This is a genomic window from Natronincola peptidivorans, assembly GCF_900111615.1.
Taxonomy (GTDB): domain Bacteria; phylum Bacillota; class Clostridia; order Peptostreptococcales; family Natronincolaceae; genus Natronincola_A; species Natronincola_A peptidivorans.
Genome location: NZ_FOHU01000011.1, coordinates 41,443 through 55,514, shown reverse-complemented (window position 1 = coordinate 55,514; position 14,072 = coordinate 41,443). Strand labels below are relative to the sequence as shown.

At 32.2% G+C, this 14,072-nt stretch carries 10 protein-coding genes; all 10 read left to right on the top strand.

Annotation, left to right across the window (positions count from 1 at the left end; genetic code table 11):
* Window positions 1-43 precede the first annotated feature (43 nt).
* The 10 genes from BMX10_RS11970 to BMX10_RS11925 all read left to right on the top strand — a co-directional run bounded on the left by BMX10_RS11970 (window position 44) and on the right by BMX10_RS11925 (window position 14,063).
* Entirely contained in the window at window positions 44-2,452 is a 2,409-nt protein-coding gene (locus tag BMX10_RS11970) for a dynamin family protein (RefSeq protein ID WP_090444406.1), read from the top strand.
* Window positions 2,446-3,414, top strand: a complete 969-nt coding sequence (locus BMX10_RS11965) for a diguanylate cyclase regulator RdcB family protein (protein WP_090444403.1) — start codon at window positions 2,446-2,448, stop codon at window positions 3,412-3,414. Before BMX10_RS11970 ends, BMX10_RS11965 begins: the two co-directional genes overlap by 7 nt.
* Window positions 3,407-4,528, top strand: coding sequence for a patatin-like phospholipase family protein (locus BMX10_RS11960; RefSeq protein WP_090444400.1), 1,122 nt, complete (start codon window positions 3,407-3,409; stop codon window positions 4,526-4,528). The genes BMX10_RS11965 and BMX10_RS11960 overlap by 8 nt, the downstream gene beginning before the upstream one ends.
* Window positions 4,529-5,264: 736 nt before the next feature.
* The gene (locus BMX10_RS11955) at window positions 5,265-6,590 is read left to right on the top strand and encodes a toll/interleukin-1 receptor domain-containing protein (protein ID WP_090444397.1); all 1,326 of its coding nucleotides are present in this window, start codon (window positions 5,265-5,267) and stop codon (window positions 6,588-6,590) included.
* 546 nt (window positions 6,591-7,136) lie between these two features.
* On the top strand, window positions 7,137-8,330 hold the full coding sequence (locus BMX10_RS11950) for a tetratricopeptide repeat protein (protein WP_090444394.1): 1,194 nt from the start codon (window positions 7,137-7,139) through the stop codon (window positions 8,328-8,330).
* Window positions 8,331-8,338: 8 nt separating this feature from the next.
* Complete coding sequence (locus BMX10_RS11945) at window positions 8,339-9,763, top strand: hypothetical protein (RefSeq protein WP_090444391.1); 1,425 nt, start codon at window positions 8,339-8,341, stop codon at window positions 9,761-9,763.
* Window positions 9,764-9,767: 4 nt separating this feature from the next.
* Window positions 9,768-10,709, top strand: a complete 942-nt coding sequence (locus BMX10_RS11940) for a DUF1848 domain-containing protein (protein ID WP_090444388.1) — start codon at window positions 9,768-9,770, stop codon at window positions 10,707-10,709.
* A 224-nt stretch (window positions 10,710-10,933) separates the two neighbouring features.
* Window positions 10,934-11,317, top strand: a complete 384-nt coding sequence (gene mutT, locus BMX10_RS11935) for an 8-oxo-dGTP diphosphatase MutT (RefSeq protein WP_090444384.1) — start codon at window positions 10,934-10,936, stop codon at window positions 11,315-11,317.
* Window positions 11,317-12,228, top strand: a complete 912-nt coding sequence (locus BMX10_RS11930; protein WP_090444381.1) for an HNH endonuclease — start codon at window positions 11,317-11,319, stop codon at window positions 12,226-12,228. The genes mutT and BMX10_RS11930 overlap by 1 nt, the downstream gene beginning before the upstream one ends.
* Window positions 12,229-12,242: 14 nt before the next feature.
* The gene (locus BMX10_RS11925; protein WP_090444378.1) at window positions 12,243-14,063 is read left to right on the top strand and encodes a DUF2075 domain-containing protein; all 1,821 of its coding nucleotides are present in this window, start codon (window positions 12,243-12,245) and stop codon (window positions 14,061-14,063) included.
* Window positions 14,064-14,072 lie beyond the last annotated feature (9 nt).

Genomic DNA, 14,072 nt, shown 5'->3' with positions numbered 1-14,072 from the left:
AGTATACATAAGCTAAGATTTTATACTGAAAGGGGACTATCGAATGTACGCTGATATAATCCAAGCAACAAGAAAGGAAGTTTTACGTTTATTAGGGCAGCAAGATAAAATAATGGAAGAATTATTAAACACACCTAGCCTTTTAAAAAGTCAAAAAGATGATAAGCAAATTAGAAGTCTCAGTGAGGAAGGGACTCAGTTATGGCGTCAAACCTTGAAAGAGGAGAGCTACAAGGTGGATCGTTTAGAAATGACTTTAGCAGTAGTAGGAACAATGAAAGCAGGCAAATCCACCACCATTAATGCTATTGTAGGTTCAGAAGTGCTTCCAAATCGAAATATTCCAATGACCACTTTACCTACTCTAATTAGGCACACTCCTGAAAAAGATATACCCAAGCTAACCTTTCCAAAACCTGAGCCATTTAATGTAGCACTAAAACAATTAAATAAAGAGTTGAAAAAAATGCAAGAGAAAGGTAAATTGGACAATTTAGAAACAATGTCTTCTGAAGATGGAGCTGAATTAATAAATAGTATATTAACAGATTCATTTTCTTTAATCCATGAGGAATATAATGGACTTGAGGAGATATATGTATTTCTTAAAAAGTTAAATGATATTTCTCGTCTTTGTGAGGATAAGCAGATAAAAGTAACCTCTCCTTTAATAGAGTATGATAGCATAGATGAATTTCCTCAAATAGAAATAGAATTTTATCATCTAAAAAATAGCACCAATGAAAATGGCACATTTACACTTATTGATACACCTGGACCTAATGAAGCAGGTGCAAAGTATTTAAAGCAGATTCTTATAAAGCAGATTGAAAAAGCTTCTGCAGTAATGGCAGTGTTAGACTATACTCAGTTGCGATCTGAGGCAGATGAAGAAGTGAGGCAGTCTCTAAAAGAAATTCTAGAATATGGTGGGGATCGCTTATACCTATTTGTTAATAAATTTGATCAAAAAGATAAAAATGGTATGGATAAAGAAGAGACCAGACGATATGTGACAAGTCAACTATTTGAAGGAAGAGTTGATTCCTCTAAAGTTTATCCTGTATCAAGTAAACGTGGCTATTTGGCTAATCAGGTGTTACGTCAAATTGAAACAGATGGGAGATTACCCAGCTATCAGGAGAATGAGTGGGTAAGTGATTTTGGAGAATCTGCATTCGGTGTAATGTGGGCTAGTGAAATTGATGATATTGAAGAAGTTAAGAAAAAGGCTAAGAAACTATGGAATATTAGTTTGTTTGATGAACCATTAGCAGAAGTGATTAAACAAGCATTCAGTGAAGCAGGTTTAATTAGCATGAAATCTGCCGTTGATAAAATGTATGCTTATGATCAGCAAGTCATTGATTCTTTAGGTCTGAGGTTCGGTGGGCTTCAGGCAAAAATTGAATTACTTCAACAGCATATTGATAACCTTGAAGGAGATATAAAAAAGGTAAAAGAATCAAATAAAAAGGCACAGGATAAATCAAAAAAAACAGTGAAAGAAATGAAAGATAGGTTGAAGGAAATTTTAGAAAAAAGCAGCAATGTATTGGATATAGGGATTGATTCATTATTTAAGGAAGAAAAATCTAAAGAGAAAGAAAGGGAAATTGAAAATAGAGAACAACGAAAAGAAAATACTTATATGTCAACATTACTTGGTGCAATAAGTGCTGCGATTGGAACTTTGCCAAAGGAAAAAAGGGATTCTCTTGATATAAATCCAAATGGACCCAATATATTTACCAAAGAAGAAAAGGCAAAAGAATTTGTGAATAGTTTATATGATGTTATAAATGAATCAGTAGGAAATTTTTCCCAAGAAGTTGAAAAGCATTGTAAAAGTTTAATTAAGTCAATAGAAAAGGACCTATGGGGAAATATTGAAAGGGAAATGGGGTCCGTTTTAAAAGAAGCTGCAATAAAATTAAATGAGTCTTTTGAGGTAAAAATACAGTTATCTAGTCCAAAGCCAGAACCTATGAATATTAATTTTGATCTTATTCAACAAAAATTAATTAAAGAAGAAGAGAAAAAACGCACAGGAACTCGATATGAAAGAAGATGGTATACTCTTTGGTTGTATGAACATGAAGTAGAATATACATATACAGAAAAAGTATATGAGGTAGATGCAAAAGCAATTGGCTCAAAGGCTAAAAAAGCATTAAATAAGAAATATGATGATTTAGAGAAAGCGTTACACGACTTTATTAATAAAGATACTAAGAAGAAAATAGATGAATATTTTAAAGAATTAGAACTCTATCTAGAAAGATTTAGAGGAGATTTATTGGATGCAAAAAAGGATAAAAAATTGGAAGAGAAGGATCTACAAAATTTGTTAGTCTCAATGAAAGTAATAAAAGAAAATGTAACCGAGCACAGTAAAGACGTAAAAGCTGTAAAAGTAGGAATTGAGAATGAAGGTGTTAAAGCATGTTAAGTAAAATTAACTGGGAAAATCTAGAGATAAATACAAATGAGGAAGATAATGATTGGAAAAAACTAATAGAAGAGGTACCTATTTTAAAAGAGAAAATGATTGTAGATTTTGTAAATGGTTTAGAGGTAACGAATGACCATATTAGAGTTAGAGCAAGTAGGCAAGGCCCTGTAGCAAGGTTATGGGATGGTATTACAGGAAAATCTGCCCAGAGACAGCAAATCATAGATCAAAATTTTAGTCAAGCATTACAAACCACAAAGGTGTGGCTGCAAAATCTTCAATCGGCACAAATTGAAAGTAATTATGCTTTAAATAACGTCATTAATAGACTTAATGAAACACGACAGGGTGTTACAAAATTAATAAATCATCATTTACAATTAAAGCAGACGGTAAGCCAATTATATGAAGAGTTAGAGATGTTAGAAGTTAAATTTCTTGATAAACACATTTATTTAAAAGAGGAGATTGAAAGGCTAGGATTAAGACAAAGTGCTATGATTCATCTAGATAAGGCATTTGATGCCTGGGAATCGGGCAGAAAATATAAAGGCCTTTCACCTTTTACTCAACTGATTCTGGTATTAGAGGAACTATATTGGAGTCCTTTTGGAGAATATGATCAAATCAATCAGGAATTTCGTGAACAATTAAAAGATAAATGCGTTATTCAGTTAAGAAGAATAACCGGTCTCCAAGGGGACATGCTTGTTCCTACTGAACAATGGTTTACATATATAGCAAGCGAGAAAGTCTTATATAAAGATATGTTGAGGTATATTTTAATATTTGAAGAAAATAAATATAACCATCTACCAATTAGTTCAACAATTATTAATACTACGGAAAATGCAATTGACCTCAATAACTATCATAATGATAGACTGCCACTGGTTTTAAGCCCCTCACGATTAAGCGAACGACTAATAAGAGAAACAGGGGAAAGATTATATGTATAAAAATAATGAACAATTTGAAAAAGAGAATAAACTAGGCTTAGTGCTATCAGGTGGTGGTGCACGGGGAGCATACGAAGCTGGAGTCAGCTTGTATATGGCTGAAATAGGTTTAGAACCAGATATGTATTCTGGTGCTAGCGTAGGTGCACTCAATGCTACTTTTTTAGCCTCAGCTTCTTCTATTCAAACCGGAGCTCATAAACTTAGAATGATATGGGAGAACATTAGCAATGAAAAAGAGTTGAAGATAAACGCAAAAATGCTTGGAGTTGGATTTTTATATACTTCTTTAGATATTGCAAGTCAACATAATTCAGCAGCAAATAGGATAAAAAAATCTTTCTTGGATCATCTTCAGAAATTTGAAGAGGAACATAGATATACACAGATGTTAGTGAATAGTCCTCTAGAAGGTTTAGCAAAACCTACTAAGAGTCTTTTAAATACTGATGGATTAAGAAGTCTAATAGAGTATAGTATTAATATGGATGAATTAGACAGAGCTAAACCAATTTGGATATCAATGTATCCCAGTTTTGGATTGATTGATGATCTAGCATCTTTGATAATGGCAGAATTAGGATTTTCAGAAACAAGGTCCTCTGACTATATACATCTACAAAGCCTAGAGGTAGAAGAGAGAGTAACTGCACTTCTAGCTAGTGCAGCTTTACCTCTTGCTTATGATAGTCAAATTATTAATGGTAAAAAATATATTGATGGAGGGCTAGGTGAATGGCGAAATAGTCATGGAAATACACCATTAAAGCCATTAGTAGATGCAGGTTGTTCATATGCTATTGTTGCACATTTGAGTGATGGTTCGATGTGGAATAGACATCATTTTCCTAATACTACAATTATTGAAATAAGACCTAAGCATTCGTTGCATCCTAATGGTAAAATAAAAAGCTTAATGGACTTTAATCATGAAAGGATTAGCACTTTAATTGAACAAGGTTATGAAGATGCAAAACGATGTATAGGTGAAGTTAAAAATGCTCTAGAATTGAACTATAAGTGGCATCAAAGTAGATATTTACTTAAAAAAAGTATTGAAGATCTAGAAAATGATGATTTTAATGAAGCAATTAAAATGTTAGATAATTATTAGATGAACACTCATATATTATTAATACTTCAGTAATTTATAAAAATAAAAAATTGAATCATCCTACTGCAGATCTTTACTACGTGAAAACCTTTGTGTCATTTGACTGCTACCACATAAAAAGTGAATAAAAGGAGACATAACATTTAATAAATCAATATCTATAAAATGTTCAAATTTATGGTTTGAGATCACACAGTAAAATAGATAAGAGCCACTTCTACAAAAAGTTATAGGGTACTATAGAAAAGTATAGAAGGTTACTATACAGTCTTTAGTTCCCTATATTTCAACATTTCAAGAGCATTGAATAATATATTAAGATATACTTAGAGATGATAAAATAAACCCATCAAATAAACATCCCATGTAGAAACTATCGCTAAACTTTCCAGAGTTTAGAAGGGTTTCACAGGTGAAAGACCTTAAAATTTTAAGATATAAAATAGAATTGATTATTTCTAGTTTTAGAGAGAACTTGCATTACCTTGAGAGAGTTTAGGCATGAGTCAATTTTTATAATCATTCCTCATGTACATTTATCTTATAAGGATGTCATTAATTTAGATAGATATAGCTGAGGATTTAGAAATTCATGTAGAAGGCAATATTCTAGTTGGTATTTAGAAAAGATAATACTTGAAAATGTTAGGTTTCTTAAAACTGATAAACATTTTAGTTATTGAAAAAGCAATATGTAATACATACAAAACTTTAGTTTTATATAGGGGGAGCATTTATGGGAAAAAAAAGAAAGGTATTTATATCCTATAGACGTTCAGGTGGACAAGATGTAGCTGCCTACATAGAGTCAGAATTAGGGCGCAGATATGGTGTTGAAAGCTATCTAGACGTAGAAGAGATCTATACAGGAAATTTTAGTGAAAATATAGCGAGTGCAATAAAAGATTGCGATTTATTTTTACTAATTATTTCAGAGGGTTCTATTAAAAGATTTAAAGATCCGGAGGATATATCAATGGAAGAAGTTAAACTGGCCATGGACCTTAAAAAACCAATTCTCCCAATTAATTTGATTGGAGAAGACTTATATACAAGAGACTACAAAATAGACGGATTGCCCAAATGGGTAGAAGAGCTTAAAAAATATAATACTAAGAAATATACACACGAAACAAAAAAACATATTATAAGTTATATAGGAGAAACATTACTTTTACAAGATTCAACACGTAAAGATATTATGGATATCAAAGAACTTCTAAAAAACATTTTAGATAAGGATTCTGTAGGCTTCCTTAAATATATGAATGAGATAAATATCAATATATATGATTTGTATTATAAACAAATGAGTTCTGAATATGATTACAACATTGACAATGTAAGAAGAGATTTGTTATCTGAAATATTTAACACATCGGGACTACGCTGGAGATATTACGATGTAGACTTATCTGAAATATTTCCTATTATACTTCCACTGGAGGTAGATTTGCAAAAAATGAGAGAAGGACATGGTTTGTCGTCATCTATAAGCTATGAATTGCAACGTTATGAGGAGCCACATAATATGTTTAAAGAGATAGATAATATATATAGCAGATACTTAGCATTAGATGAAGAGATTGACTATATAAAATTGATAATTGAAATTCTTTTGGAAGAAGAAACTGAAGCATTGGAAAAGCTATTGTACAAAAAAGAAATTATTAAATTTCCTTATGAATCTAAGAATACACTTGAATTTTATAAAGATTTTAAAAACTATTTAAAAGAAAAGTACAAAGATGTGCTTATATATACTAGACTATCTGAAGAGAAAAAAGAGAATATTAAAAACTTCTATTTTTTGGGAAGACGTGAAAACTGGGGAACTAGATATAAGAAAAGAGCTCGAAAATGCTTAAAAAGGTGTGAATTATGTATAATAGACAAGAATTCGTGTATATCAAATTGGATACTTGAAGATATAATAAGAATTTTTCACCACATACTGACAACTGGACAAGAAGATAGTTTGTCAATAGAACAATATTGTTATACTAATAGACCAGATGTTAAGTATGGAGAGACTTGGAGATACGTAAAAATAAGCAGTTAAGAAAGAGTAATGAACAACTACTTAGTATAGAATGGTATAGAAAATTAATGGAGATGGATAACAATGAATTCTCCTACCTATATCTCTATTTTTTTCATGAGAAACTTCCAGCCACCTCTTGCCACCGAGCACCAGGTCTTGTAAAAACATGCTAAGTTTTGAAAAGATATAATACTACCTATAAAACTACATTTTTCAATGCATTAAGAGATATTATGATAAGCCTAAATATAGAAAAATATCTCTTTGATCCTTTTACTGTACTCCCAGTATTTTGCAAACTAACCTAACTTGTATTTGCAGCGGTTAATTCATCTACAAGTTTTTTTGATTTTACAAAGCATTTATATAAATTAGTATAAGGAGCTTGTAAGTTAATAAAGTTATTTATTTCACAAAAAAAATGCCCTATTCGACAAATATAGACAAAATTGTCTATAGGGTATCAGGTATGATTATATAAAGGCTAGTTTGTACGAAACATAAAAAAATTACGTAGAAAGTATACTTCATAAACTAATAGTTCTTCAAGGGGGGGGGATGCCAATGTTTGATAAATTAAAAGATAGGGCAAAAGAACTTTATGAAGAAGGAGATTATAAAGGAGCACTAGAGATATATGAGGAGTTAATTCAGTTGGACCAAGATGTTTTCGAAAAATCCTGCAAGTATAATTATATGTGGTGTTTATACAGGGTTAAAGTCAATAATAAAAATGCATTCCTTAAAGAAAATATATATCAGACTAGAGAATATATTGATTATATTCTAGAACATCTATCCCCAAAAGATATGTTATTTCAAATCACTGTATTTAAAGTACTGAAGTATTTAAAGAATAGACCTAATTTTGATGCAGAAAAAATAAACGATTGGTTAGACAAGCTGAATCCTAGCATATTATCAGATAAAGCGTATTACTATGAAGTTGAAGGAAAACAAAAAGCTAAATCTTCTAATAAAGAAGAATGGTATGCTCTAAAAAGTAAAGCTTGTGAAAAACTAGAGATTTTTAGTGAATGCTTAAGGGTTTCGGAGGAGGCTTTAGATATCTTTCCACAGCTACATCATAGTAATAATATATGGTTTAAAAGAAGAATTGCCATATCGAAACATAAGCTAGGTATGACAGAAGAAGCTATTAATATTCTAAAGGAATTATTGAAGCAAAAAAAAGATTGGTTTATCTATAAAGATATAAGTGAAATCTACTATTCTCTAGAAAATTATGAAGAGTCTTTAGACTATGCTTTGGAAGCAATACTTAAGCCTGGTGAGGATGATAAAAAGATTAATCTTTACTGGAATGTAGGGATGATATTTTATAGGCTTAATGATCAGAGCAATGAAGAGGTCTTCAAAACTTATTCTGTTAAATTGAGAGTAGATAATGGATGGAAAACATCCGCTGAAGAAAAAAAATATTATGAAGAACATAGGGATATAATCGATAGTCAGCTTGATAAAGAGCTAAGAAAAAGAGTTATGATGATTGCTGAAAAGCACAAGTGGAAGAATAAAGAGAAACATTATGGGGTGATATCTAAAATATTACAAGATCATAAAGCTGGATTTATTACAAATGAAAAAGGATCTTATTATTTTAGAGTAACTAATATTCAAGGAAAGAAAAAACGAGATCTTGATGGTAAAAAAGTTAAGTTTTATTTAGAAAAAGCATTTGACAAGAAAAAGAATAGGGAAACGGAAAATGCAGTAAATATTACTTTTGTGGACTAGGTGATAATATGTTAAATTTAAAAAATATTCCAATTGATAAAAATAAATTAATTGAGAAGCTTAGAAAGTATGCTGAGTTAAGAGAGTTTACAGTTGACATTATAGAAAGGGATAACTTCTGTGAAATTAAGTTTTATAATAACCAACCAGCAGGTCTATTAAGAATTTACTTGACAAGAAAAGGTGTGACTGTTGATGGAAACACTGGAAAAAATAAGAAACTTAATCAAGAACTCATAAGCTATATAAATGAAATAACAAGTGTTAAAGAAATAAAGGAAAAAAGAATTAATTTTAAACAAGTATCTTTTGAAGATTTTGAAGAAATTTTACAAAAAATCAGCGTGTTTTCTGACGGTAACAAGGAGTTTACCATTACAGATCTACAGTGTAATAATCCATCTGAAAGACGCCGAATAGTTGTAAAAGACAATCAATCTAAAGAAGAAGTTAAATTAACATATTATACCAATCTATCTCTATATATACATGGTTTTTCTTGGAGTATAGGTGAGGAGATAATTAACATCATCTGCAAAGTTACTGATAAAGTTAATATTAGAAGGATTAATTATTTAAATGAAGTTGTTCATGATTGTAACGAAGCTTATATTGTTGATAAGGGAGAGGAATGTAATATTTGCGATAATAAATGCAATGGGGAACATAGCAAGTACCTAAAAGAGATACATTTTGGTGATAGAAAAAGATATAATTGTGATAGAATCATGAATTACTACTTTCCTAAATATAGTTATCGTTATTCATTTGAAATAGAAAAAATATTAAACTATTATAGAGATATTATCAATCAATTTCAGGATATACATGTATTATCCGTAGGATGTGGACCATGTACTGAATTGATGGGAATTGCTAGTTTTAATTCCCAAAATAAAAAAACAGTAAAATATAATGGTATTGACTTAAACCATAAATGGAAAAGCATTCATGATAGAATTATCAATAAATTCGATGATTCTTACAAGTTAAATTTTTATTACAAAGATGTTTTTCAATTCATTAATCAGATAAATCCGCAAAAGAAACAATTACATTCAAACATTGTCATTTTTCAGTATGTATTATCAGATATGAAAAAATATAAATCAAAAGATGAAATATATTTTCTTTTTAAAAGGTTTCATGATGAAATTTTTCAGTATTTACCTAAGGGAGCATTAGTAGTCTGCAATGATATTAACCATAAGGAGAAGGTAAGGGACCTATATGATTTATTTGAAACTATTTTACCACAGGGAGAATATCATATAGACAAATATCACTTTATAACGAAGACGGATAGTTACTATAAATATGGCAATGGAATTGTAGAAACTCGAGTACCATATTATATACCTGAGTACATAGATAATAGGTATAATCCATGGATTACCTGTAATAGTGCAGCATTTATTATAAGAAAGGTTTGATGCTATGATATTAAGTGTTAGTAGAAGAACGGATATTCCTGCTTTTTATTTTGATTGGTTTTTAAAACGAATAGAAGAAGGGTTCCTTTATGTTAGAAATCCTATGAACCCTAAACAAGTGAGCAAAATTCTAATAAATAAAAATGTGGTTGATTGCATCGTTTTTTGGACAAAAAATCCTGAAAGGGCTTTAGAGAAGTTAGATAAATTAGAAGATTATATGTTTTATTTTCAATATACAGTAAATCCATATGATCATGATATTGAAAAGAATGTTCCAAATCTAGATACCAGGATTAAGACCTTTATTAAACTATCGCAAAAAATTGGCAAGGATCGTGTTATATGGAGATATGATCCTATCTTTCTGACAGATAAAATAGATGTTGAGTTTCACCTAGAGAAATTTGAAGAAATGGTAAATGTATTAGGGGATTATACGGAAACTATGGTTATAAGTATCTTGGACGACTATCGTAAGATTAAAAAGAATATGGAAAGTCTATCTTACCGACAAATGTCCCAAGAGGAACTTTCTTTTTTGATGAAAAATTTTAGAAACATTTCAGATAACAAAAATCTTAAAATATATAGTTGCGCAGAGGATATTGATTTGGTAGGTTTTGGTATTGAAGCAGGCAGATGTATTGATCAAGAGTTAATATCAAGATTACTTCAGCAGCCTATTGAAATTAAAAAAGATAAAAATCAAAGGGATGTTTGTGGTTGCGTTGAAAGTATAGAAGTGGGTGTCTACAATACGTGTGTACATAGTTGTAGATATTGTTATGCAAACTTTAGTGATCCGGTGGTAAGAGAGAATAATAAAAACCATGATATCAATTCTCCCATGTTGATAGGGAATGTAGAGGACAAAGATAGAATTACTGAAAGAAAAATAAAGAGATTTCGTAGTAAAACTAGCCAAATATCTATGTTTGATTAAAAGAAATAGTCAATTAAGATAAGTTAGGCTATAGGGTATTTTGCATGTGATAATCCCGAAGAAAAAGAGAAAGAGTTATTACTTAAATATCAGCAAATAAATGGGACCCTACCTGTAGCTAATTGGAAGATTGGGTGATATCAAATGGTGACTACTTTACATGAGTGTGCTTTTTAAAAACTATAGATCGATAATTCTAAACTAAAGTAATGGACGTGATGATAATGAAGGAAGTGACAGCAGCAATTATTATAAGAGATGATCTGATACTAATTGCTCAAAGAGGACAAGGAGAAAAGCTTCAGGGGAAGTGGGAATTTCCAGGGGGAAAACTGGAAAAAGGCGAAACCCCCCAACAATGTTTAAAGAGGGAAATTCAAGAAGAATTAGATATTGAAATCGAAGTAGGGGATTTTTTTGCTGAAAGCATTTATAAATATGCTACAGGTGAAATCAAACTGTTAGCCTACTTCTGTAGAATGGTTAGAGGCAAAGTGAAATTATCTGTTCATGGCGATGTAAAGTGGGTTACTGTTAATGAGTTGGATGGATTCGATTTTGCCCCTGCGGATATACCATTGATAAAAAGGTTAAAGGAGGAACTATAATGGCTTATTATATTGTTTTTCAAAACAAGACCTATCATGAAGAGCGAGTAGGCGGTTATCTTTGGGCCCCTAAACGGACAAAATCTGGGAAAGCGATTTATCATTGGACCAATATGACAAAGGTTAAAGAAGGAGACATCATTTTTAGCATGTATAAAAGAAACTTGGTTTCAGTGAATATTGCTAAAAGTAACTGTATCGATGCCAATAGACCGGCTGCCTTAGACAGTGTCAATCTATGGGAAAAGGAAGGGTGGCTTGTTCATGCAGAATATAACGTTTTAGACAAGCCTATCGATATCAACCTGTACATAGAAGAGATTTTACCCCTATGTCCTGGCATGTACTCTCCCTTTACCACTGGAGGAAGAGGGAACCAGGGATATCTATTTGAGATAGAAAACCCTCTTGGAGAATATTTGTTGGGCTTAGCGCAAGCTAAGAATCATATTCAACTCACTGCAGATTTGTCTAGAGAAGAGAAGGATTATATCAAAGAGGTAGACGATCTCCTAAACAGATTTATGGATGAAACAGAGAAAGCAGGAATAAGAAAATCAAGAATTGGTCAAGGGTTATTTCGAAATAAACTACTGGCTAATACAAGGGAATGTGCCATTTGTGGTCTTGCAATAAAAGAATTATTAATCGCTAGCCATTGTAAGCCATGGAAAGATTGTAGTGACATAGAACGATTGGATGTACACAATGGAATACTATTATGTCCTACTCATGATGCCCTCTTTGATAAAGGGCTGATAACCTTCCAGGATGATGGCAGGATCATCATTTCAAATAGGATAAAAGAGAAGGAATATAGACTATTAAATATCAGTAAGGAAATAAGACTTCCTTTCAAGAAGGAGCAGTTACCCTATATAAAGTGGCATAGAGAAAATCAAGCTCAGTAAAGGAGTTTAATAAAATGAACTGTTGCTATAAAGGGTTTATCTATGAATTTCTAACCTTACCTAAAAACCAGTGGCTAGATGAAATGATAATGAATTATAGATTGCTATGTCATGAAGAGCCAAGTAAAGCCCAGGTAGAGGCTTGGGCTGATTCTCACCATCAATTGATATCTAACCTTTCGCAATATAAAGACAAAGCCTATTACCTTAGTTTTGAATATCAATTGCCCCATGAGGGGGGGAGAAGACCAGATGTGATTATATTAATGCATCAGCAAGTTGTAGTTGTTGAATTCAAACAGAAGGATAGGATTACTAGAGCTGACATAGATCAAACTGCAGCCTACGGAAGAGATCTTAAACATTATCATGAATTCTCCCATGCCATGGACATAACTCCCCTATTAATACCTACAAAAACACAAGGCAAATTGAAAAATTTCGGACCAGTGAAGGCCTGTTCACCGGATAGGATGGGTGTAGTCATTGATGCCTTAAACCGTGATGGCATCAATTATGATCCAGAAAAATGGTTAGCTTCTGACTACGTACCTCTACCCACCTTGGTGCAAGCAGCTAGAAAAATATATCAAAAAGAAGCTTTGCCTGCTATCAGGAGAGCAAATAGTGCTGGCATACCTGAAGCGGTTGAGGTTCTAAAGACTATAGCCAAAGAAGCAAAAGAAAAAAATGAACGGGTTTTAGCCCTAGTAACAGGGGTGCCGGGGGCAGGGAAAACCCTTTTAGGACTTCAGTTTGTCTATGAAGGGATGAAAGAGGATACTGCAAAACAATCTATTTTTCTATCAGGAAATGGACCTTTAGTAGAGGTATTACAACATGCTTTAGGAAACAAGGTTTTTGTACAGCCCCTTAGAAACTATATTAAGCATTACGGCATAGAAAAAAGAGGTATCTCTAAAGAGCATATTGTCGTATTTGATGAGGCCCAAAGGGCTTGGGACAAAGAACATGTGCAACAAAAACATAGGACAAATGCTTCAGAGCCTGATTTAATTATTGATATTGCTGATAGGATACCAGAATGGACGGTATTTCTCGGCCTGATTGGAGAAGGACAGGAGATCCATAATGGGGAAGAGGCTGGTATGATCCAGTGGAGGGAAGCGTTACAAAGGAGTAAAAACAACTGGAAAGTTGTGTGTCCCAGTAAGATATCCCATATCTTTAAAGAAGTAGTAGAAGTCATCGAAGAGGATAGTTTAGATTTAAACATTACATTAAGATCTCATCTTGCAGAGGATGTCACCTTATGGGCCAATGAACTTTTAAAAGGAAATATTAAAGGACCTAAGAAGTTAGCAGAAAAGATCATTTCTGAAGATTTCAATATGTATGTGACGAGAGACTTAAATAAAGCTAAAAGGTACTGTAAAAACAGATACTCAGGTATTAAGGAGAAGCGTTATGGCTTGTTAGCTTCTTCAAAGGCAAGAGTATTACCTAAGTTCCGTGTGGACAATACCTACAATACCACGAAACAGTTAAAGGTTGGGCCTTGGTTCAATGATGGGGATGATAGTCAACTCTCCTGCTGCAACTTAGATAGGGTGGCAACAGAGTTTGCTTGTCAAGGTTTGGAATTGGACATACCAATTATTTGCTGGGGGGAAGATATGCTTTGGCAGGGTAGCAATTGGAGAAGATTTCAGCAAAGTGGTGCTAAAGCTAAGGATCCTAATCAATTAAGGATAAATAGCTATCGGGTTTTATTAACACGAGGTAGGGATGGACTGATTATCTATGTGCCTGATGATCCAATGCTGGATGGTACATATGAAGTGCTGCTGCAAAGTGGGATTGTGGAATTATAATGTAGTAGG

What these genes read in the sequence shown, in the direction of transcription:
- BMX10_RS11970 (WP_090444406.1), top strand. Translation starts at nt 44, where the DNA reads ATGTACGCTGATATAATCCAAGCAACAAGAAAGGAAGTTTTACGTTTA.
- BMX10_RS11965 (WP_090444403.1), top strand. Translation starts at nt 2,446, where the DNA reads ATGTTAAGTAAAATTAACTGGGAAAATCTAGAGATAAATACAAATGAG.
- BMX10_RS11960 (WP_090444400.1), top strand. Translation starts at nt 3,407, where the DNA reads ATGTATAAAAATAATGAACAATTTGAAAAAGAGAATAAACTAGGCTTA.
- BMX10_RS11955 (WP_090444397.1), top strand. Translation starts at nt 5,265, where the DNA reads ATGGGAAAAAAAAGAAAGGTATTTATATCCTATAGACGTTCAGGTGGA.
- BMX10_RS11950 (WP_090444394.1), top strand. Translation starts at nt 7,137, where the DNA reads ATGTTTGATAAATTAAAAGATAGGGCAAAAGAACTTTATGAAGAAGGA.
- BMX10_RS11945 (WP_090444391.1), top strand. Translation starts at nt 8,339, where the DNA reads ATGTTAAATTTAAAAAATATTCCAATTGATAAAAATAAATTAATTGAG.
- BMX10_RS11940 (WP_090444388.1), top strand. Translation starts at nt 9,768, where the DNA reads ATGATATTAAGTGTTAGTAGAAGAACGGATATTCCTGCTTTTTATTTT.
- mutT (WP_090444384.1), top strand. Translation starts at nt 10,934, where the DNA reads ATGAAGGAAGTGACAGCAGCAATTATTATAAGAGATGATCTGATACTA.
- BMX10_RS11930 (WP_090444381.1), top strand. Translation starts at nt 11,317, where the DNA reads ATGGCTTATTATATTGTTTTTCAAAACAAGACCTATCATGAAGAGCGA.
- BMX10_RS11925 (WP_090444378.1), top strand. Translation starts at nt 12,243, where the DNA reads ATGAACTGTTGCTATAAAGGGTTTATCTATGAATTTCTAACCTTACCT.